Annotated in this window: 18 protein-coding genes; 12 read left to right on the forward strand and 6 right to left on the reverse strand. The window is 43.6% G+C overall.

Features of this window, described 5'->3' with window-relative positions; all coding sequences use genetic code 11:
- Positions 1-108 precede the first annotated feature (108 nt).
- Together LH29_RS15405 and LH29_RS15410 are read right to left on the reverse strand one after the other, a co-directional pair.
- Positions 109-2,241, reverse strand: coding sequence for a TonB-dependent receptor (locus LH29_RS15405; RefSeq protein WP_045031409.1), 2,133 nt, complete (start codon positions 2,239-2,241; stop codon positions 109-111).
- 294 nt (positions 2,242-2,535) lie between these two features.
- A complete protein-coding gene (locus tag LH29_RS15410; protein WP_045031956.1) occupies positions 2,536-2,979 on the reverse strand; it encodes a DUF2147 domain-containing protein in 444 nt (147 codons plus the stop codon).
- An 83-nt stretch (positions 2,980-3,062) separates the two neighbouring features.
- On the opposite strand from LH29_RS15410, the gene LH29_RS15415 reads away from it, so the two are divergent.
- From LH29_RS15415 to LH29_RS15470, 12 genes are all read left to right on the forward strand, one after another.
- Entirely contained in the window at positions 3,063-5,450 is a 2,388-nt protein-coding gene (locus LH29_RS15415) for a penicillin acylase family protein (protein ID WP_045031411.1), read from the forward strand.
- A gap of 93 nt (positions 5,451-5,543) precedes the next feature.
- Complete coding sequence (locus LH29_RS15420) at positions 5,544-6,419, forward strand: pyruvate, water dikinase regulatory protein (protein WP_045031414.1); 876 nt, start codon at positions 5,544-5,546, stop codon at positions 6,417-6,419.
- 219 nt (positions 6,420-6,638) lie between these two features.
- Positions 6,639-7,883 carry a TolC family protein gene (locus LH29_RS15425; RefSeq protein WP_045031415.1) on the forward strand — a complete coding sequence of 415 codons (1,245 nt, stop codon included), beginning with the start codon at positions 6,639-6,641 and terminating at the stop codon, positions 7,881-7,883.
- Between the two features lie 18 nt (positions 7,884-7,901).
- Positions 7,902-9,095, forward strand: coding sequence for an efflux RND transporter periplasmic adaptor subunit (locus LH29_RS15430; protein WP_045031417.1), 1,194 nt, complete (start codon positions 7,902-7,904; stop codon positions 9,093-9,095).
- A gap of 21 nt (positions 9,096-9,116) precedes the next feature.
- Positions 9,117-12,212, forward strand: coding sequence for an efflux RND transporter permease subunit (locus LH29_RS15435; RefSeq protein WP_045031419.1), 3,096 nt, complete (start codon positions 9,117-9,119; stop codon positions 12,210-12,212).
- A 186-nt stretch (positions 12,213-12,398) separates the two neighbouring features.
- Positions 12,399-13,214 carry a DUF4405 domain-containing protein gene (locus tag LH29_RS15440; protein ID WP_045031422.1) on the forward strand — a complete coding sequence of 272 codons (816 nt, stop codon included), beginning with the start codon at positions 12,399-12,401 and terminating at the stop codon, positions 13,212-13,214.
- 39 nt (positions 13,215-13,253) lie between these two features.
- Positions 13,254-13,835: an RNA polymerase sigma factor gene (locus LH29_RS15445; RefSeq protein WP_045031424.1), complete on the forward strand. Its 582-nt coding sequence runs from the start codon at positions 13,254-13,256 to the stop codon at positions 13,833-13,835.
- Positions 13,836-13,883: 48 nt separating this feature from the next.
- The gene (locus LH29_RS15450) at positions 13,884-14,315 is read left to right on the forward strand and encodes an anti-sigma factor family protein (protein WP_045031426.1); all 432 of its coding nucleotides are present in this window, start codon (positions 13,884-13,886) and stop codon (positions 14,313-14,315) included.
- Positions 14,316-14,318: 3 nt separating this feature from the next.
- Entirely contained in the window at positions 14,319-14,849 is a 531-nt protein-coding gene (locus tag LH29_RS15455) for a periplasmic heavy metal sensor (RefSeq protein ID WP_045031428.1), read from the forward strand.
- A 132-nt stretch (positions 14,850-14,981) separates the two neighbouring features.
- A complete protein-coding gene (locus LH29_RS15460) occupies positions 14,982-15,530 on the forward strand; it encodes a Spy/CpxP family protein refolding chaperone (protein ID WP_045031430.1) in 549 nt (182 codons plus the stop codon).
- 51 nt (positions 15,531-15,581) lie between these two features.
- A complete protein-coding gene (locus LH29_RS15465) occupies positions 15,582-16,325 on the forward strand; it encodes a DUF2202 domain-containing protein (protein WP_052671008.1) in 744 nt (247 codons plus the stop codon).
- A gap of 130 nt (positions 16,326-16,455) precedes the next feature.
- Positions 16,456-17,115 carry a DUF2202 domain-containing protein gene (locus LH29_RS15470; RefSeq protein WP_045031431.1) on the forward strand — a complete coding sequence of 220 codons (660 nt, stop codon included), beginning with the start codon at positions 16,456-16,458 and terminating at the stop codon, positions 17,113-17,115.
- Positions 17,116-17,198: 83 nt separating this feature from the next.
- On the opposite strand, the gene LH29_RS15475 is transcribed toward LH29_RS15470, so the two are convergent.
- The 4 genes from LH29_RS15475 to LH29_RS15490 are packed head-to-tail and all read right to left on the reverse strand — an operon-like array spanning position 17,199 to position 22,680.
- Complete coding sequence (locus tag LH29_RS15475; RefSeq protein WP_045031433.1) at positions 17,199-17,825, reverse strand: tetratricopeptide repeat protein; 627 nt, start codon at positions 17,823-17,825, stop codon at positions 17,199-17,201.
- Positions 17,813-19,132: a tetratricopeptide repeat protein gene (locus LH29_RS15480; protein WP_045031436.1), complete on the reverse strand. Its 1,320-nt coding sequence runs from the start codon at positions 19,130-19,132 to the stop codon at positions 17,813-17,815. Before LH29_RS15480 ends, LH29_RS15475 begins: the two co-directional genes overlap by 13 nt.
- Positions 19,114-21,339: an urea transporter gene (locus tag LH29_RS15485; protein WP_052671009.1), complete on the reverse strand. Its 2,226-nt coding sequence runs from the start codon at positions 21,337-21,339 to the stop codon at positions 19,114-19,116. The genes LH29_RS15480 and LH29_RS15485 overlap by 19 nt, the downstream gene beginning before the upstream one ends.
- Complete coding sequence (locus LH29_RS15490; RefSeq protein ID WP_045031438.1) at positions 21,340-22,680, reverse strand: alanine racemase; 1,341 nt, start codon at positions 22,678-22,680, stop codon at positions 21,340-21,342. It abuts the gene before it with no gap.
- Positions 22,681-22,684: the final 4 nt, after the last annotated feature.

Here is a 22,684-nt window from a genome sequence, read left to right on the forward strand (position 1 = left end):
TGCTGATTCAAAGTTCCGCTGAAACGGGCATTTTTGAAATTCTTCCTTACCGAACTGTTGATTTTGTGAGATGAATTGTAGATTGACAGCAATTCATTTTGATGACTGTTAAAAATTCAGGAACAACCCGATAAACACAAAACGTTTTAAATCGCGTTTTACCGGAACAAGCGAGTAGTTACCCTGGGCATCCGCAACATTTGTGGGGCGGTAGTTCAGTACATTGTTATTTCCCAAAACATTATTTACCGAGCAGTATAACACCGAATATTGATTGCCAATGTAAAACACATGGCTCATATTCAAACTAAGATCGGAATACATTTTGGTGCGCTCGCTGTTAAACTCCGATGAATTAGGATCATTGAACGGACGTCCGCTGGCAGCCGTAAACGAAGCACCAAACTGGGTGTTTATTTTATTCACCCAATATTTGCCCACTACCGAAAAATTGTGGTCAGAGATGAAATAAGGGGTGGCTTTTTCAGGGTAATACTGGTATTTTCGTTTAGTATCGATGTAAGAGTAGGTAATCCAGTAGTCGAATCCTTTTATACTAAGCTGATCGCGCCAAAAAATATCTAAACCGGCAGCATAACCGCTTCCGTCGTTTTGCAGGTTTTTGGGCAATCCGTTTTCTCCCACCGAATAAGTTATCAGGTCATTGTATTTTTTGTAATACGCTTCGGTGCGGAACAAACGCTCCGAGTTATCACCAAACTGGTAGCTGAGAATATAATGCATGGCCTGTTCAAAATCCAGATCCGTGTTTATCTTCAGGTAATCGGCTTGTGGCGTTTGGTAATACAATCCCCATGCTCCGGACAATTGTGCTTTTTCTCCCGTTTTTAAAGCCAGGGCAAAGCGTGGTGCTACGTTCATTTTATTAATTACCGACGAGTATTCGGTACGCAATCCCGGACGGATACCAAATTTTTTTGTGAATTTAATCTCCGGCTCGATAAAAGCTCCCAGCAAATGGTCGTCGAAAGAGCCATTGTATACAGCACCCTCATTCTCAATGTAGTCCTGATCGTATTTATTGTAAGTTTCGTTGGCTCCCCAGGTTAGTTTCACACCTTCGGAAAGATCGTGCACAAGGGCAAAGCGCGATTCAATGTTGAGTTCTTTTGTATTCACATCGTCAGCTCCCAATCCCAAACGGTTGTCCTGGTAGGTGGAAGACACTCCGATACGATAACACGATTTCTCTGAAAAACAGTCGCGGTACGAAAGATTGGAATAAACGGTTCCGCCTTTGCTGCTGATCTTCATTTTTTCTCCGTCATTACCGGCCGGAACCAGGTAAGCGAGATTACCATAATCGGTAGTAATGTAGGCTTTAAACATGCCGCTTGAGCTTGTTTTGTGACGAAAAACTGCGGTTCCGTTCACCGACTCCACAGGTTTTTCCCAATCCACATTACTTTTAAAAATCTTGTCGTATAAACTCAGGTTGGTATAACCACCCGATACATTCAACGATGTATTTTCCCAGCGCTCGGTGCGGTTGGCTTCAGCACCAATGGTCATTAAGGAAATGCCGGTGTTGTCTGCTTCAGGAAGATCGGTAGATTTCAAAACCAATACAGAAGACAGCGCTTGGCCGTACTCGGCGGAGTAACCTCCTGTATTAAATTGAACACCGCTAAATAATGATGGTGCAAACCGACCGCGGGTTGCCACATCGGGAGTTTTGGAGTAGTAAGGTTTTGATGCAACCAGTCCATCAATATAGGTGGAAGTCTCATAGGCATCGCCACCGCGAACCAGTAAACGTCCGTCGTCGGCAGAAGCCTGTGTGCCGGGCATAGTGCGAATGGCCGCCATTACATCGCCGTTGGCACTTGGTGTAGTATACACATCCAGCGATTTCATTACCGATGCCCGTGATTCATCATCGGCAGCAAAACTCCCGGCAGTAATAGTTACAGCATCAATACTGTTCACGCTTTCCTGCATCTCTATCTGCAAAACCACGTTGTTTTGTAAATCAATTGTTTGGCTCCAGGTTTTGTAGCCAATAAAAGAGGCCACCAGTGTTTGTTGGCCTGTTTCTGTTGTTTCGAAACTGAAATTTCCTTCTCCATCCGAACTGGCTCCGTCGTAGGTGTTTTCAAGGTAAATATTCACTCCCGGAATGGGCTCTCCGTTTTTGGTAACAACTTTTCCGGATATGTTTACCTGCGCAAAAGCAAGGACAGAAAGAAAAATGAAGCTAAATGTTAAAAGTGTTTTCATGACTTGTTGTATTGTTTTCTGCTTCAAAATTCCGCCGAAAACTTTAGCTCATGAAATTTGCTTTACCGAACTGTGGAATTTGTGGGATGAATTGTCGCTGCCAGGATATTAGAGATTGATAAGATGGGGGAGTTAGTGATTTAAAATACGATTGCTTAAACAAATCAGGTATAAAAAAAGAGGGTGCCCGGGCAGTTTTACTCCCAAGTACCCTGTTTCTCCGAAAAAGTATCCCGTGACCTGAAACAATTTCCTTTTTCTAATTGCTTCAAAGCACGAACTTCAGTCTTACTTTTATAATGTTGTTCGATACCACTCCGAACTACGGCCCAGCATGCGTATTCCGGCAACAAAACCTTTTAGTTTCAGCAAATCTTCGCCTTCCATCCAGCTGTAGCAATCGTAGGTTTTCCCCGATTTCGGATCGTAAATTGTACCGTTTATCCATTCTTCTTTTTTGGCATCGTATTCAAAGCCTTTAAGAATTTGTATTCCCACCACCGAGCGGTCGCGTAATGCCGGATCCGGGTTTTCATCATCTTTTGGTGGTGCTCCGTTTTCGTATTTCTCAGGAATCATGTACACAATGGTACCAATGTATTTCCCATCTTTTTTCTCTACTTCAATCTTAGTGGTTTTTTCGTCATTCCACCACACACCAACAATCTTATCGGCTTCCTGTGCAAAACCGGCCAGTGCATAAATTCCAAGGAAAAAAAGAATTACAAGCTTCTTCATAATGTCTGATTTTGAATTATTTTTAAGGATTAAATATAGAAAATTCGGAGAGTAATCCATTGTCCCAAAAAATCAATTTCAAAATGAATACTTTAAAACTTGTATTATTAGGAGTGCTTGGCTTCCTTGTTCTTGCTGTTGTTGTTGGCTTTGCGGTGTTGCAGAATGTTAAAACTTCGGCAGTGCCCGATTATAACGAGAGCCTGAAACTGGAAGGACTCAGTGAGCCGGTTTCCATATTTCGCGATGAGCACGCCATTCCGCATATTTACGCCGAAAATGAAGCCGATTTGTACCGTGCTGTGGGTTTTGCAATGGCACAGGACCGGCTGTGGCAAATGGATTTATTGCGCCGCGTAACACAGGGACGACTATCAGAAATTTTGGGAAAGGACCAGCTGGAAACCGACCTGATGATGCGTGCACTTCGTATTCAGCAAAAATCGGAAAAGATACTGGCAAGTTCATCGCCTGAAATTGTGGCTGCGCTCGAAGCATATTCCGATGGTATAAACCAGTACATCCGAAAATATCCGCTACCTCCCGAGTTTAAAATATTGCAGTATGAACCTGAAATGTGGGAACCGGTGCATTGTATAAATCTGATTGGTTACATGTCGTGGGATTTATCCATGGGATGGGGAACCGAGTACTATTTGCACCAGTTGCGTGCAGAAGTTTCGGATGAGAAAATTGCTGAGCTGATTCCCGATCTGAAAAACCATAAAACAGCCATTTATCCCGAGTTTGGGAATATTGAGATAGAGGCAGCTGAAACTTTACTATCCGCCACCGAAAATTTAACGGAATTAGGTGCTGAGATTTTTAACGGTAGTAACAACTGGGCGGTTGCCGGTAAAAAAAGCAACACCGGAAAGCCGCTTTTGGCTAACGACATGCATTTGGGTTTGTTTGCTCCGGGAATCTGGTACCAGATGCACCAGGTTGTCGAGGGGAAAATGAATGTAACCGGTCTTGTGGTTCCCGGGCAGCCTTTTGTGATTTGTGGCCATAACGACAGCATTGCCTGGGGAATGACCAACGTTATGGTGGACGACCTTGATTTTTATGCCGAAAAATTAAACGAAGATTCAACAAAATACTGGTTCGATGGAGCCTGGCACGATCTCAACATTAAGAAGGAAACCATTAAAACCAAAGAGGGAGAGGAGTTTGAAGAGGAGCTGAAGTTTACCCACCGCGGCCCCATGGTAAATCGTTTTAAAAAGGAAAAAGAAACGCCACTTTCTATTCGCTGGCTGGGCAATGAAATGAGCAACGAAATTCGCACCGTTTTTCTGTTGAACCGTGCCAATAACTGGAGCGATTTCCGCAGTGCTGTAAGCACGTTTAAATCGGTGAGCCAAAATGTGGTTTATGCCGATGTGAAAGGAAATATTGGCTTACAATGCAGCGCCGGAGTGCCCATTCGCGCCGGTTCGGGTATTCAAATCTATCCGGGCGACAGCAGTAAATACGACTGGCAGGGACTGGTTCCATTCGAGGAACTGCCTTACGAGTTTAATCCGGAAAGAGGCTACGTGTCGTCGGCCAACAACAAAACAGCGCCCGACGATTATCCGTATTACATCAGTCACTGGTTTGCAACACCCAGCCGTATCGACCGTATCAGGGAAATGCTGGAAGAAAAGGAAAAGCTGGGTATCGACGATGTTAAAGCCATGCATAGCGACTGGAAATCGAAAACGGCAGAGCAGATGACAAACGTTTTTGTTGAGTCGTTACAAAAGCAACCGGATTTTAATGAAACAGAACAAGCGGCTTTCAGCAAATTAAAAAGTTGGGATTATAACCTTACACGTGAAAGTCAGGCAGCCTCCATTTTTGAAATTCTGTACCGAAAATCGATGGAGAATCTGGTTAAAGATGAGTTGTCGCCTGAGTTATTCCAGGGAATGTTAGGACAGAAAATGTTACTGGAAAACCTGATGATAAACCTGCTGGCTGAAGGACAATCTCAATGGACCGACAATGTTATGACCGATGAAAAAGAAACTTTTGATGATATTATTGTCCAATCGTTCAGGGAAACTGTTACCGACCTGACCACCCAATTGGGAACGGATGTTGAACAATGGAAGTGGGGCAGCATTCATACAATCACCTTAAAACATCCGCTTGGTGTTGTTTCGGTTTTGGATAAAGCGCTAAAACTTAACCGCGGGCCTTTTGAAGTTCCCGGAAGTTTTCATACGGTATGCCCGTATTCGTATTCGTACAAAAATTTGTATGAAACCATGCACGGCGCATCACACCGACATATTTTCAGCACGGCAAACTGGGACGATTCACAGACCGTTATTCCAACCGGAACCAGTGGTATTCCGGCCAGCGATTTCTACCTCGATCAAACCGCGAAGTATCTCGATAACGACTATCATCCGGATCTGTTTTCAAAACAAAACGTGGGAAATAACGCCCGTTTTGAAATGCAATTAAAACCTGAATAATTAATGATTGCAGCACTATTTAAGATAATTTGCTTTTTGTGATAAACTAAGTTCTTATTCTGTTTGTTCCCTTTAAAAGATAAGCGCAGCGTTATGAGCAAAACTTCACCGGCACCAATTTATGTTGTATCAGGCGGAACAGGAATCGCCGGTAACAACCTGGTTCAGGCCTTATTGATTCAGTATCCTGAAAACAAAATTCCGGTTGAGATAATTGGAAGAGTGACCACCGAAGACGAAGTTTTCGATATTATCATGAAAGCGAAGGCCGATAACGGACTTATTGCTCATACGATGGTTAACCCTGACCTGCGACACAAAATCAATGAGCTGGGAGCAGAGTTTAAGGTTCGCGTGATTGATTTAATGGGTGAACTGGCCAACTATTTGGACGATACGCTTGATGTAGAGCCGATGGTGCATCCGGGCTTATACCGCGAAATTAATCACCAGTATTTCGATCGGATCGATTCAATAGAATTTACCCTGTCGCAAGACGACGGGATGAGCCCCGCGCGTTTACGTAATGCCGAAATTATTTTAACCGGTGTTTCGCGTGCCGGAAAAACTCCGCTTAGTGTGTACCTGGCCATGTACGGTTGGAAAGTGGCCAACGTCCCCCTGGTGCCGGGAGTTCAGCCACCTGATGAGCTGTTTGAGGTGGATCCTAACCGTGTGTTTGGATTACATATTGGTGCCAACCAGTTAATTGCACATCGTCAGAAAAGAATTGCAAGTTGGGATAATCACCACGTTGAATCATACGTCGATCAGCGTGCCGTGCGCGAAGAGATTCGGAAAGCCATGTTTATTTTCGATCGGGGAGGATTTACGGTCATCAACGTTTCCAATAAACCTATTGAAAGTACGGCCAACGAAATTTTGTCGTACATGTCGAAACGATTTTCATATCGTGGGCGAAAACTGGTGTCGCCTTACAGTGGTCCGGTTGAACCGGGGCAGGAATAAAAGGGCAAACTCCCGGGATAACAACCAAGAATAATTATCCTCTGTAAAGTTTCAGGCAACAGCTGTGCCGGTTTTTTCAATTAAATGTGTCAAATGTTTATAACGGTTTTTATAATTATTAACTATGGCTCATAAATAATTTTACTGCCATTTGTTAAACAAAATGCGAAAGTCTTTGTAATTTAATACACAAGAACTTGATTGTAAATTCAAAAAACCATGATAAGACTAACAAAATTCAGTTTGGTTTTCTTGTTATTTCTGGCTGGTAACGTTTACGCACAAGACGAGTTGTTAACTATTCAACAGGCCGTAGAACAGGCTATCTCTAACAATGCCGGGCTTAACCAGATGCGGGCGCGTCTGGTTCAAAAAGAAAACGAGTGGAGAATCAACACGGGCGTTTCTGCTCCCGAAATCAGTTATTTTAAGGAAGGTATCAGCGATGATCCAACGGCGCCGTTTGCCGAAAAGCGTGTGGCCATAACACAGGAAGTGGATTTCCCCTTAACGTCGGTTTATCGTGTAAAAGCTTTGAAGCAGGAAGTGGAGGCGCAACAAAATGTTATTGTTGCTAAAGAGAAGGAAATCAGTTCGCAGGTAAAAAGTAAATACATCGAGGTGGTGTATGCGCTTTATCTGCAGCGCTCGCGCGAAAACCAGTTAAAGCTTGCACAAGACCTTTACAATGCTGTTTATACCAAGTTTGAAACGGGTTTGGGAAACGGCATCGATTTGGCAAATGCTGAAATTCAGCTGGATGAAGCCCGCAATGATCTCGACCAGAGTGAGTGGATTTTGCACCAGGCACGCTACGGACTTTTTAATGTGATAGGATTGCCCGTTGAAGAGCAGAAGTACAGTATTCAGTTTGCCGATACGCTTTATGCCACCGACATCGATATTTCGCAAATTCAGGCACTGGCAGTTCAGGAAGAGCAGCCGGCTTACCGCGCTTCGATGAATTTGCTGAACGCTTCCGATTATTTTCTGAAAGAAGCCAAAAGCAACATCCTGCCCGATGTTCGGTTTAGCCTCTACAAACAGGATTACGGAACCGGCTACGATTTTAACGGTTTCGAAGTAGGGCTGAGCATTCCTATCTGGTATCCGTTCGATCAGAAGGGAAAGATACAAATGGCCACCGCCCGAAAGGAGGAGCTGCTCTGGAACCAAAAGGAAATCCGCCTGAACATGAAAAAGGAAATTGAATATGCCTGGCACAATTATTCGGTGAGCCGGTCGATTGTAAATCGTTACCACGATTCGATGCAGGAACGTTCATCGAAACTCCAGAGCATGTCGTTACGAGCCTACCAACTGGGCGAAATCGACCTTCTCGAACTATTAAATGCGCAACAGATTTACTTAAAAAGTGAGCAGCGTTATTTAACTGCCCTCCGCGATTATTATATGCAACTGGCTGCATTGGAGCAGTATCTTAATCAGGAATTAATCTATTAAACATACTCAATAAACGATATGAAATCCAAATTTATTCACTTCGGAATTGTAATGATCCTTTTCGCATTTGCCGCCTGTAATTCAGGAAATGAGCCGAAAAAGGAAGTAGTTGTTGAAACCGATGTTCCGCCATCGTTAAAGGATGACACGGAAAAAACAATGCTGATTAAGTTGTCGGATAAAGAGCGCAACGAACTTTCTATAAAAACGGAAGCGATAAAAAGTGAGTTTGTTGATCATCAGATTTTGGCACCGGGCGTTGTTTTCCCATCGCCGGGGCATTCCAGCATTATCAGTACGCCAATTAACGGGCAGGTAACTGCAATTAAGGTTTACGAAGGCGACAGGGTGAATAAAGGCCAGGAACTGTATCGTATACAAAGTCTGGAATACGGGAACCTGATTTCGGAATATTTACAGGCTTATGCGCAGGAAGCGTTTCAGAAAAGTCGCCTGGCCCGTTTAGAGCAATTGGTTGAGGAACGAATTAGTTCTACCAGTGAATTGGAGCAGGCAACAGCTGAATACCAGCGTGCATCGGCATCGTTAAAATCGGCCTATGCCAAGTTGCGGGCGGTTGGTGTTCCCGATTCGGAGATTGCCAAGTTCTCTGACTCCGGAAATTTTGAGCCGACATTAAAAATAGTTGCACCAATCGATGGTGTTATCGAGAAGAATTTTGTGGAACTGGGGCAATCGGTAAATGCGCTGGAAAACCTCTCCCGTGTACTTGATACTCACGAGGTACTTGTTCGCGGTTATGTTTCGCCGGGCGATGCGGTATTGGTGGAACCGGGTAATGCGGTTGATATTTCAAAACGCGAGCAGGAAGATGTTACGATAAAAGGGAAAATTACTTCGGTAAATCCGGGGCTTGACGAAACCAGCCGCTCGGTGGTGGTAAATATTATCATTCCATCAGAAGATGGCTGGCCAAAACCGGGGGAGAATCTGCGGTTGGCAATCACGTCCGGATCGCAAAAGGAAACTGTGGCCATTCTGTTGCAGGCGCTTACCTACGACGGCGATCAGCCAATTGTTTTTGTGAAAAAGGATGCGAATACTTTTGAGCGCCGGCCCATTGAAGTGGATCAGATAAAAGGCGATTTTGTTTTTGTTGCCTCAGGGCTTAGTGCCGGCGAAGAAGTGGCAGTTACAAAAGTATTTAGCCTGAAAGCGCTGTCTCGTTTCGATATTATTTCTGAAGAATAAAACCTTAAAAATCCTCGGCTGATGCTTCAAAATATAATTTCATTTAGTGTTCGTCAAAAATACGTAGCCTTATCCCTGGTGGTATTAATGGCTGTTGCGGGTTACTTTTCGTTGATAAACCTGCCCATTAACTCGCAGCCGGATGTTACGCCGGTGCAGGTTTTGGTGATTACAAAAGCCGGCAGGTATTCTCCTTTCGATGTGGAGAAGCTGGTAAGTTACCCCATTGAAACGGCCATGAACGGTTTGCCCGATGTGGCTGAAGTCCGGTCCATTTCACAATTCGGACTGTCGGCGGTTACCGTTGAGTTCGATGAGGGAACAGATATTTATTTTGCCCGGCAGATCGTTAGTCAGCGACTGCAATCCATTGTCGACGAGTTGCCTCCGGGTGTTTCAAGTCCTTCGCTGGGGCCGATTTCAACTGCACTTGGCGAAATTTACCAGTATGTGGTAAAAGGTGAAAATTATTCACTGTCGGAACTGCGCGAAATTCAGGACTGGTTAATTGCCCCGCAACTAAAAATTGTACGGGGAGTAACGGAGATCAATTCGTTTGGCGGCTTTGTAAAACAGTACAACGTTATCATTCAGCCGGGTTTGTTGCGCACCTATAGCATCGGTATTTCTGAAGTGATGGATGCCATTGCACAAAATAACAGTGTGTCGGGCGGAAATTACATTCAGCACAACGGCGAGCAATACATTATTCGTGGTGTTGGACAGATTACCAGTATGGATGATGTGCGGAATATCATCGTAAAAAACATTGATAACAAGCCCATTTTTATAAAAGATATTGCAAGCGTTGTTGAAGGCAAGCAGATCAGGCAGGGTGGTGTTACCAAAGACGGGAAAGGCGAGGTAATTACCGGAATTGTTATGATGTTGCGTGGTGGAAACGGCCGCGAAGTGATTTCGGAGATCGAAGATAAAATTGAAGAAATAAACCGGAGTCTGCCGGAAGGTGTTAGCGTTGAAAAATTTTACGACCAGTCGGACCTGATTAAACGAACAACATCAACCATTTCTACCAACCTTTTGGAAGGTGGTTTTTTGGTAATTGTTGTGTTGCTTTTGCTACTTGGAGAAATCTCCGGAGCGCTGATTGTGGCTATGGTAATCCCGTTCTCAATGTTGTTTGCCTTTATCGGAATGCGCGAATTCGGGCTGGCTGCTAACCTCATGAGTTTGGGAGCGATCGACTTTGGAATGGTTGTAGATGGTTCGGTGGTAATGGTGGAAAATATTGTTCACGACCTGCAAAAGAATAAGAAGGAGTCGAAAGATGAGATTATTCGGAAGGCGGCTAATCATGTGGTTCGCCCCATCTTTTTTGGTGTACTCATTATTCTGATGGTTTATGTTCCGATTATGACTTTCAAGGGAATGGAAGGTATTTTGTTCCGCCCGATGGCGATAACGGTGGCAGCAGCGGTGTTTGGATCGTTGTTGCTGGCACTCATTTTTGTTCCGGCCATGTCGTCCATTGTATTTCGTAAAAAGGTAAAAGTTCGCCGGAATTACCTGATCGAATGGATGCGGCCGCGCTACCAAAAAGGACTGGAAAAGAACATGAACAAAATCTGGTTTGTGGGATCTTCAGCTTTAGCCATCTTTATCGTATCGATATTTTTAATGACACGACTGGGAACGGAATTCCTGCCGGAGCTCGATGAAGGTTCTATTCTTATCGAGCAGGTTCGGATGCCGTCGGTAACGTTGGAAGAATCGATGGAAAATGCCGATTGGCTGGCCGGTAAGATCATGGAAAATATTCCTGAGGTGGAGACCGTGGTTCCCAAAACAGGTCGGTCGGATTTGGCCAACGACTGGATGGGCGTGCATCAAACCGATGTGTGGGTGGTACTGAAACCCATTGAAGAATGGTCGAAAGGCGTAACAAAGGAAGACATTATAAGTAGGATAGAGCCGTATTTACAAACTGAACCCGGTTTGGCGTATAACTTCACTCAGCCAATTGCCATGCGTGTTGATGAGTTAACCAGTGGTGTAAAATCCGATTTGGCAGTAAAAATTTACGGCGAAGATTTAGATGTGCTCGATGAAATTGGTGAGAATATTTCGGGATTGTTGTCCGGTTTACCGGGTACTGACAATTATTATGTGGAACAATCAGCAGGTCAACCTTACTTAACCGTAAATATCGATCGTGAAGCGGTAGCCTCATTCGGTTTAAATGTGGACGATGTGCAGAAAGTGGTTGAGGCCGGTATTGGTGGACAGGAAGCGGGGCAATTGTACGAAGGACAACGACATTTTGGAATCGTGGTTCGTTATCCGGAAAATATACGCGACCAGTTGCCAAAAATTGCGGAAGCGCCGGTGCATCTGCCGGGCGGCGGTTATATTCCGCTAAAACGTGTGGCAAATATCGAATTGCAGGAAGGCCCGCGTGAGATTCAACGCGAAAATGGCTGGCGAAGATTAATTGTTGGTATCAACATAAAAGACATTGATCTGGGAACCTACGTTTCGCAACTGCAGGAACAGATTGATAAAAGTGCCAGTATTCCGTCAGGTTATTTTATCGATTATGGGGGAACTTTCGAAAATCAGCGCCGTGCCATGCGCCATTTAATGCTGGTAGTGCCGCTTTCCATTTTTATCATTATCGGTTTAATGTACCTGAACTTCGGAAAAATGCGTTACGCAATCCTGATTTTACTGAACCTGCCATTCGCTTTGTCGGGAGGAGTGTTTTTGTTGTGGCTTCGGGGAATGTATTTGTCGGTAACGGCAAGCATTGGATTTGTAGCTCTGTTCGGGGTTGCGGTGTTGAATGGTATTGTGCTTGTCGATCATATAAATATGCTCCGGAAAGAGAAAAAAGGCAACCTCAAAAAGCTGGTAATCGAAGGATCAGTTGATCGTTTGCGCCCGGTGTTAATGACGGCTCTGGTAGCGAGTTTGGGTTTTATTCCAATGGCTTTTAACACCGGTCCCGGTTCCGAGGTACAACGCCCGCTGGCAACAGTGGTCATCGGAGGTCTGGTAACATCAACATTTTTAACACTTTTGGTGTTGCCGATTGCGTATTATTGGATTGAACGCAAAAAGTCTCCGGTGAAAGAGAGTATTCCAGAATCGAATTAGAAAATATTGTTTCGCTTTCATTGACCCCTTCTAACCTTCCGCCCGCTGGCGGAGAGGAATTTTCCCCCTTTTGGGGATTAAGGGGGCAAAAATAGAAATTCATAATTTTCTAAAACACCCGCGCAAGTTTTCCAAAGCTTCTGTGTCATACCTTAAAATTTAAACAAAGACATAAATTAAAAAGATATGAAAACGAAGTTTAGCTGGCGAGCCTTTATCAGTTTTGGGTTAACCTGGGGAATTTTAGTGATCCTGGTTTCGGGTGTAATTTTGTATGTAGCTCCTCCGGGGCGCTACGCCCATTGGGTAAACTGGGAGCTGGCAGGTTTGTCAAAAGAAGGCTGGCAGGCCGTTCATACCCTGTTTTCGCTGGCGTTTATCGTGCTTTCCGTTTTTCACCTGTTTTCGGTAAACTGGAAATCTTTTGTCTCTTATCTAAAATCGAAAAGCACAAAAGGCTTTAATAAAAAGAAGGAACTTATTTTTTCCATTGTGGTAGTGCTGGTGTTCTTTTTTGGCACTGTATTTTCCATTCCTCCTTTTCAAACGGTAATGGATTTAAGCGAAACGGCCACCAACTCCTGGGAGAAAACCGAAGAGCGGGCACCCGTACCTCATGCCGAGCTGTTAACGCTAACCGAACTGGCGCAGCAGTTGGATTTGGATTCGGTTGACGCCATAACCCGGAAACTGGACACGCATAAAATCGCTTACAACGATATTCATACCCAAAGTTTGCAGCAAATTGCCGGGGCAAATAATTCAACGCCTCTGGAGATTTACGAGATAATTGTTAAACAACCGGGCAATGCTGGACAGGGAATGGGTGTTGGGCGCAAAACCCTCGACGATTTCTCGAAAGAACTGAATAAAAGCACCGATGAGTTAATGCAAATTCTGGAAAAGAACAATATTGCGGCAAAACCAACAGAAACCCTGCGTGCTATCGGCGAGAATAATGACGTTACACCCCGCGATATTTACAAATTACTTTCTGAATAATTACAAGTACATTTACATAGTGTTTTTTTTCGAATCAGAATGTCCGACACCGATATAATTGATCAACTAAAACAGGGAAGTGAAGCGGCTTTTAAAACGCTGGTCGACACGCATCAGAAACTGGTGGTGAATACCTGCTATGGTTTGGTGCAGAACCGCGAAGATGCTGAAGATATTGCGCAGGATGTTTTTGTTGAGGTGTACCGTAACATCGATAAATTCAGGGCCGATGCAAAACTCTCAACCTGGTTGTACCGAATTGCAGTAAACCGCTCACTCAACCACATTCGCGACAACAAAAAGCGCAAGTGGTTTCATTCGTTCGAAGATGAGGTGGCGGCAAAAAACAGGGAAGTAATGCAGGTAAGTACCTCGAATACCGACGAGCCGGAATACGAACTCGAGAACCAACAGCGGGCAATTATTTTACGAGAGGCCATTAACAGTTTACCACAAAACCAGAAAGTGGCTTTTACCCTGAGTAAATACGAGGAACTGTCGTACCAGGAAATTGCAGAGGTTATGGATCTTTCGGTTTCGTCGGTTGAGTCGCTGTTGTTCAGGGCCAAAAAAGGCCTGCAGAAAAAATTATACAAGTGCTACAAAAAAAAGTGCCTGTAAGCGCAAGTTTTTAAAAATGAACGTGTCATACAAATAACAATACTGAAGATGAAGTGTAAAAGCGTACATAACAAGTTGATTTTTTTCCTGGAAAAGGAGTTGCCGGTATCCGAAATGGAACAGGTTCAGAAACACCTGGACGAATGTTCGGAGTGTGCTCGTTTTACAGCGGAAATGAAAAATACACTCCAAATTCTGGATAATGATAAGGTAAACGATGAGAATCCATTCTTTTATACCCGTGTAAAAGAGCGGATTGCGAAACAGGCCGAAGAACAGCCAGCGGTACGTCCGGTTTTGGTTCGTATTTTACAGCCGGTGGCCTTTTCAATACTTTTGTTATTGGGTGTATATGGCGGGTTTAAGCTGGGGCAGGCGCCTAAGGCAAATATTGCCGGCAGTGGTTTCACTGAGCAAGAAGTGATTCCTTACTGGAACGAACTGGAAGCCGAACCAATCGAAGCATTTTTAATGAAATAACAAATGGCAACAAAAAATAAATATCGCATATTAATCTGGGTAATTGTAATTCTGGCAGCCACAAACCTGTCCATGGGAATTTCGTTTTGGTACCACAAACAACAGGATAAAAAAGCAGCCGGAACGCAACAACAAGTTGAAATGCCCTCGGAGCAACGGACGCGTTTTTTCCGCGAGCAGCTCAACCTGCAACCCGATCAGGTCGACTATTTTAGGGAATTGAACAGAAACTATAACCGGAGTGCACGCCGGATATCGGATCAACTTTCACTTCTTCGTGTTGAAATGGTGGAGGAAATGGGAAAAGCTGAGACTAACACCACGAAACTACACGCTATTTCAAGCGAAATTGGCGAGATGCACAAAACCTTAAAGGATTTGACGATAGATTATTATCTCGATATGAAAGCAGTTTGCGACGAGAACCAACAGGAGAAACTAAAAGAAATTTTCCTGTCGATGACAAAATTGAAAGAAGACGTTTCTTTACCTCAACGTGGCGGCCGTCGCTTCGGGCGGCAAAACAGAGAGTAAGTAACAACTTAAATTTTTGATAAGATGAAACAGGCATGAATTTTAGCTTTCTAAAATCTGCAGGCAAGAATAATTAGAATTCATCGGGAGTTACATCTTATACCTTAAAAAAAACTAATAAATTTTAATACGATGAAAACAAGCAAGTTAATTAACGTTGCCTGGGTGTTCTTTGCCCTGGTGTTAACCACAACAACTGTATTTGCACAACGCGGAAGAAATGCAAATCAGGTACAAAACAACCCGAATCTTCCGTGTCTGGCTCAAATTTCTGACCTGACCGAGGAACAGAAAACAAGTATTCAAGAACTCGAAGCAAGTCACCAAAAAACGATGGCTGAACTACGTGAACAAAGACGCTCAACAGTAAATGCAATTGAGAAAAGCGAGATCAGAACTGAAATGCTGAAGAATGTGGAGGCACACCGTAACGAAGTGAAATCGCTTTTAACCGAAGAGCAGAAGGCTCAATACATCCAGCTTAGGACTAGTGCTGGTGCGGGGCAAGGTCGGGGAAATGGACAGTTCAACCGTAAGGGCCGTGGTAACGGTAATGCCGGTTTTCGTGCACAGGGTAACCGGTGTAGAAACCAGGTTTATGCCCGGGGTCAGGGTAAAGGCCGCGGCAATAAGAACGGGAACCAGGGACGACGTGGTAATTGTATCAGGTTGAATAACTAATCGCATTCTGCCGAATGGACGATGATTAATAAACTTTAAAAATTTTGAAAGATGAAAACAATCAGAGTATTTGGATTAGTGGCAGTAATGACAATGCTTTTCTATGCCTGTTCAGAGTCGACAACCGATGTGGCAGTTGAAGAAATAATAGCCAGCGAAGAAGTAAAAAGTTCGGAGATAACAGCTTTATTGGGCGACAGCTGTAATTTCTCGGCAAACATAAACGATGCAGACATAGATGGACTATTGCTGATGCGCGAAGAGGAGAAGTTTGCGCACGATGTTTATGTAACGCTCTATGCAACTCATAGTCTTCCGGTTTTCAATAATATCTCGAAAAGCGAAACAGCACATACATCGGCCATTTTGTATTTAATTAACGGTTTCGGGCTGGAGGATCCTTATCTTGAAGGTGTAGGCAATTATACAAATGAAACATTTACAGTGCTTTATGCTCAACTAAGCGAACAGGGAAAAACAAGTGTTGCCGAAGCGCTGAAAGTGGGCGCATTTATCGAAGAATATGATATTGCTGATTTGAAGAACCGGATTGATGCTACAGAAAATGAAACGCTGAAACGGGTTTATGGTAATCTTTTGCGTGGATCGACATTTCACCTGAAAGCTTTTTCGGCTGTTTTAAACGCAATGGGCGAGAGTTATATGCCAACAGTTATCTCGCAGGAAGAATATGACGAAATACGCAATGGTAATTCGGACGACGATAATAGCGACAGCAGCAGCACATTTGTTCCCGGAACCGGAATTTGCGACGGAACCGGGCCGAATTTCTGACTCAGGGACGATGAAAATTTCATAAATAATTATTATGAAATTGGGCGAGCTCCGGATTTTAATCCGGGGCTTTTTTTGGCACAAGTTTTTTGTGTTTCCGGTGTCTAACTGGTAAATAAAATACTTAGAAATGAAAACATTAAAGTTTTATTCAGCATTGTTTTTGCTTACGTTTTTTGTAAGCCTTGGCTCCACGTTTGCCAATTCTTTAACTGAAGAAGAAAAGGCAGGTTTACAGTTAATGCGTGAAGAAGAAAAGCTCGCCCACGATGTTTACACCGTACTTTACGAAAAATGGCAATTAATGCCTTTTAGTAATATTACCCGAAGCGAAACCCGCCATTTTGAGGCAATAGGTTTTCTGCTTGAAACTTATAAGCTGGAGGATCCGGCTTATGAAGAACCCGGAAAATTCAGAAATATGGAGCTGGCAGCACTATATGATTCGCTCGTTGCAAAAGGATCAGAATCGTTGGTGGCAGCACTTGAGGTTGGCGCTTTTATCGAAGAGGTGGATATTAAAGATTTGCAGGAACTGCTTGAAGCAAAACCTGAAGGCCAAATCGCAACAGTTTACGAAAACCTGTTGTGGGGATCAGAAAATCATATTCGGGCATTTACCCACAACTTGTCGTTTCGCGATCAGGAGTATACACCAAAAGTTTTATCGGAAGCAACTTATGCCGAAATTGTTGGAGCTAATCAACAACATGGCCAAAATGGAAAAAGAATGGGCCAGCGGGCTTGTGGCGTGTGCAACCAGGGTGGAGCCAAATGCAGGAACAGGTAAACAGCGAATCGAAAACCGGCAGCGGTTGGTTTTATCCGGCTACCGGTTTTCGGGCAGAACTTTCTACATAAACAATCCTGTTTTTACTTGATTAACATTAATCCCTCGTTTGCCGAAGCGTCGTTGGGACTGTATAGTTTTACTTTGTTGAACAGTACTTTTGCCTGGTTGTAGTTTCCGAGAAAATAGGAGGTCCATCCGAGCATCAACAGTCCATCGTAGCCAAACGGATAAAGGTCGACCACCTTTTTAAACAAAGGATAAGCCTTGTCGTAATCCTTTCGTCCGTAGTAAACCAGGCCCAGCCGATACATGGCCACCGTATTGTTCGGGTTGATTTCAAGTATTTTATTGTAAAGATCGATAACCTCATTCCATTTGCCCAGTGCAGCCAGCGGAAGAATCAGACCAAAACGTGATTCCTCGGCATAAGGTTTTAGTTTTTGTGCATTGCTGTAAAAAATAACCGACTCATCAAAAAGCCCGGCATTGTAATTCAGCCACCCTAAACGCAGATTTATTTCATACGACGATTCATCGTAAACTTTCTTTAACGGATCCATTGCCGCCGAAAAGTCGCCGTTTTTTTCAAACTCGTAACTTCTTCCGAAAGCGCTTTCCAGAGCTTCCTGGTTTGCCTGTGCAAAAACGTTTGTTGACGTTGCCGCAAAAAGCAATAGGGCCAGTAATTTATTTCTTAAAATTTCCATGATATTCCTGCTGTAATTGTATGTTTTATGTAGTTGTACGCTTTCTCGTTAAAAAGGGTGGCGTTTTGGTAAACCCTGTACCGTTCGCTTACATCCTGATTCAGATAGCGCACCACAAACTGGTATCGTTTAGCAAAAGGGAAATAAATACTTCCCATGTATTTTCGGGTGGAACGGCCCGGGAAATTGGCAATAACATACCCCCCCGACTCGATAAAGTTTTCCATTTCTCCGTTCAGGTAATTGCCGTAAAAATGAAACTGTCCCAGCTGGAATCCTCCCGACAGGCCAAAAGTATTGTAGCCAAAACTGTTGTCGTTGTCGCTTTTAAAGTAAACACGCGGAGTTAAATACAGATTACTGTTTGAAAGCGGGTATATGGTTAACCAGGCCGAAGCTTGTTTAAATCCCTCGTTGGCAATATTGGCAAGGTTAATTTCGGCGCCGGGCGAAAAATTACCCCAGTTGGTCCAGACAGACGTTGTAAAAATGTAATCGGAAAATTTATAGTTTGAAGTATAAAAGGTATTTGGATCGTAATTGCCCAGAAGTAATGCCGATTTACCCCAGGTAATGTTCATTGACGGGGAAAAATACAATTTTCCAAGTGCAAAAACCGGATTCAGGAAATACTGATTTTGTTTTACATCGATCTGGAAATTATAATGCGAGCCCCAATAAAGTTGCTCCATCTTGTCAGTTCCAACATGCGTTAGATTATGATTCAAAATTACCCCCGGAGCAATTTGATGGCTGTAATCCAACGATTCAAAATGGTAGTTCTTAAAATAGAAAGCTTCTCCGTAGTCCGGGCCAACTTCCAAATCGTTATGCATGTTGCTTCCCAGCAGTTGTTCAATATCGGGGTTCCAGCTGTAGCCTCCTTCAATAGCAATCTGCAGAGGTTTCATTTTTTGGAAATTGATTTTTTGTTGTAATTCATTGCTAAAATCCACTGCCAGTTTGCTGGCTTCCACATATCTGCCCGAATACACCAAACTATAGTACAGGTACTCCTGCAGCCACTCAAAATGCTGGTCGTTTTCCCAGGCTTTAAAAAACCACTTACTGGCTTTCCGGTATTTTCCCAGGTTATACCAGGCGATTCCGGTGCGGGCCTGCAAATAGAAATATTCAATGCCTTTTTCGCAGGCCTCATTGTTGAATTCAATCAACTCTTTCCATTTTTTTTGCTGAAAAAGTTCGTACGACTTTTTGTCTACTTCGGTATAATTCCAGTTTGTTTGTGCATTTAATACCGAAAAAACAGCCATGAATAGTAGTACTGTTACAATTCGTTTTGACATGTTATATTGATCTTTGCTTCGTTAAAATTCACTGAAATCTGAATCACATTCTCCTGCGATATTTTGATTTCCATCTCATACGTATTCACCGTTTTCCCAAGTATCTTTTTGTTGATTTCGGCCTTCATTTGCACATCGCCCGATGAAAGAATATCTCCGGCATCTTTGATGACAAGCTTATAATCGATATTCAGAAAGAGATAAAGCGGTGCTATAAAATCCTGCAAGAACTTTAGTGCCCCTGTAAACATCAGGTTAATCGGGATGGAATCATTAATTCGGCTATTGGCAAGGAACCCGATGGGAACATTAAAAAGCGCCACAAAAAACCAGTAGAGTGGCGAATATTTGGTTCCGGTAAAATTGGTGAAATAATGCTGCTCGTCGGTGTTGTGGAGGTAAGCCAGACTCTGGTCTTTGTCGCATCTAATAAAAGTGCTGTTGTACACATCGGTTTGAACCAGCCACGAGAAATTGCCGGCCATTTTTTGCCACTTTTCTTTTGGCGAATCAACTTCAACGCTAATATTCATACGTTGCCCGGGAATAAAATGCAGCGCCTTGGATAGTATCTCGTTTTTTACCGGATTAACTACAATATCGTCTTTCTTCGGAAACTCAAAATTCTTCTGTGTATAGCCATTGTTTTCTTTCAGCAGATAATTGCCAAAAGGATAATCGAGCGTTACGGAACCAATATAAGGCGTAACCTGGAACTGAAAGTGCAAATGCGGGTAGGGCGAGCGGCCTGAATTTCCGCAGCGGCCCAGCAACTGTCCTTTTTTTACCTGGTCGCCTGCTTTAACCTCCACCGAGTGATATTTTAAGTGGCTGAGTTTGGCATACAGGTAATCGTTGTGTTTTATGATGACCGTATTTCCCCAGTTTTCTTTGGTGTTTACATCGCCAATGGTGTTGTCTTTAATGTGATTTACAGCCTCAACCACCGTTCCTTCGAACGGAGCCAGCACTGCCTTCCCGAAACAGAAATAATCTTCGTGAAAATCGCCCGAGCCGTTGTATTGTTCTCCGTTCCGATCGGTTATCACAAAATCCCAGGCATGGCGCCAGGCATCTTTGTGTGTGTATTCGCCGTTGTGTCCCTGGCTAACGGTCCACTCGCCTAAAAACGGCAAAGTAGCCGACACCGGATACGCAGCCGGAAAACGTTTTAAATTTCCAGAATACAGGTAAAGGTTTTTTTCGGGTTTGCCTAATTGCACCGGAGTCTCCAATAATTTTCGTGGTCGTTTTTCACGTAGTTTCAAAGCATATAAAAACATTAAAACCACAATATTGAAGGGTAACGAATAGGCCGATACACGCAAAAGAATAAAAATTTGTTGCGTACTGGTGGTAATTAAAACCACTGCCGGTAACAGCAGGATAATCCAGCCAAAACTTACGCGCCCCGGAACAAGGTAGTAGCCACCCAAAGCAATGGCAGTAAGAATATAATTAAAACCAATAAACGTATAACCCAGCGAACTAAACTCGATGCCCACCAATCGATAAAAAAGAAAGGCCACCGAAAAACCAAGAATGGATAGCACGAAGGTAATTCGTGAATAAATAAGCAATCCGATGGCAATGATAATCCCGGCAAGCAAGTGACTTTGGAAGAAAATAGCTCCCAGCGAGTGAAAATAGATTCTTACAAATGAATTGGAAATGTGTTTTTCCAGAAAGTCGTAAAAATCAACAAAATGTTGTCCGCCCAAAGCATACAGTTCGTTGTAGGTAAATATGCCCCGTTCGCTAATATTCAGTGCTGTAAGGTCGCCTCCCGACAAGGCCACGATCCATATTCCAAACAAAAAGGGAATGCTCAGAAAAGGCAAACCGTATTTTCCGAGTACACCCTGAAAAACAATGGTAATAAAAAACGTGACCACGGCAGCAATAACGATAAGCGCATAAACTTCAAAAGATGGCTGATAAAACAGCCCAACTCCCAGGCCAACAAGCAAAGCATTATATCCATAAATGCCGGAACTGATGAGGTATTTGTTGTAGCCCAGGCCATAGGCCAGCAGGTTTGCTACCAGCACTGCCAAAAGGCCACCTATACCGGCACCGTAATCAAAAAAGCTGATAATGATCAACAGCACCGCCAAAAAATTCGAACCTGAAAAAAACACCTGCGAGTAGCTGTTGAGTACCGACTGAACAATTTCTTTTCGTTTTATGGAAGGAAATGTAATCATTTATCTTTTCGGATTTTGTTCCAGACTTGTAAGCGTGTCAAGATTCTCTTTTTTGCGAACAATGTGCATTTTCCCCTCCAAATCGATCATCACCACATTGGGCCTGAAAGTAATAAACTGCATCCACTGTGTCATGTTGTAGGCGCCAACCCGTTCGATAACCAGCTTTTCGCCGGTTTTTACCTGCGGAAAGTTAATGGCATCGCGGATTACATCGATGTTCATACAAAGCGGTCCGTAAATGGTGCTTTCTTCCAGGTGACTGGATAGTTGGCGTGTAGGATAAACCCCCAGGTTATACCAGAAAGAGGTAAAAAGCAGGTTTACTCCGGCATCGATTACCATGGTTCGCCGCCCTGTAGTTGATCGTTTATTGGCCAAAACAGTTGTCAGCAGGTAGCCGGCATCGTCGATCAGTGCCCGGCCGGTTTCCAAAAACAGCACCGGAAGATTTTCGTGCGGGATTTCCGAGGAAATCAATGCATTTGAAATGGCTTCGGCATATTCATCAAACGACGGGCAGGTTTCTGTTCCCGGCATGTAAGCACCTTTCAATGTGTTTTTCGATGCAAACCCTCCGCCCAAATCGATGTATTTCAGCCAGTAATCGAACTTACGATGCGTTGCCATGTAAAGGTTGGCCAGTTTCGATGCAGCAGCTGCATAGGCATTTGCCGACATAATGTAAGTGCCGATATGTGTATGCAGGCCAATCAAATCAAGTTTTTCAGCCAGCATAATCCGGTTAATGGCATTCCAGGCTTCTCCGTTTTCATAGTTAAAACCAAAACGGTCCCAAATGGGGTAAATTCCTGCATCGAGGTTAATGCGGATGGCCACCCGTGCTTTTTTATCCAATTCGCGGGTAACTTTTATCAGCAAATACAGTTCATCAAAATGGTCGATATGGATGCAGGCATTGTGTTCAATGGCCAGTTTTAAATCTTCTTCCGATTTTTCGGGGCCATTAAAAAGGATATTTGAACCGTTAACGCCCAGCGAAAGTGCTTTCTGAAATTCGAAAGCAGAAACTACTTCTGCCCAGGCACCTTGGTCGTGAAAAATGCTGCAAACAGCATTTAGATAGTTTGTTTTATACGACCATGCAAACTGTACTTTCGGGTAGCGGGTTTCAAAAGCCTGTTTGGCTTGGGCAAAGGTATTGCGCATCGTTTTTTCTGAAAGAACAAATACCGGAGAACCGTACTCTTCCATGATCTTTTCAACCGGAATCCCGTCGATATCAGGAATAAACTTTTGCCTGGTAGGCAATCCAAATTTGGAGGGTATGCCAGCTGTAATCTTGCTGATTACAGGTTTTTCGTATACTAATTTTGTCATGATT

Origin of the sequence: Draconibacterium sediminis (assembly GCF_000949475.1) — a bacterium.
Classification (GTDB): Bacteria; Bacteroidota; Bacteroidia; order Bacteroidales; family Prolixibacteraceae; genus Draconibacterium; species Draconibacterium sediminis.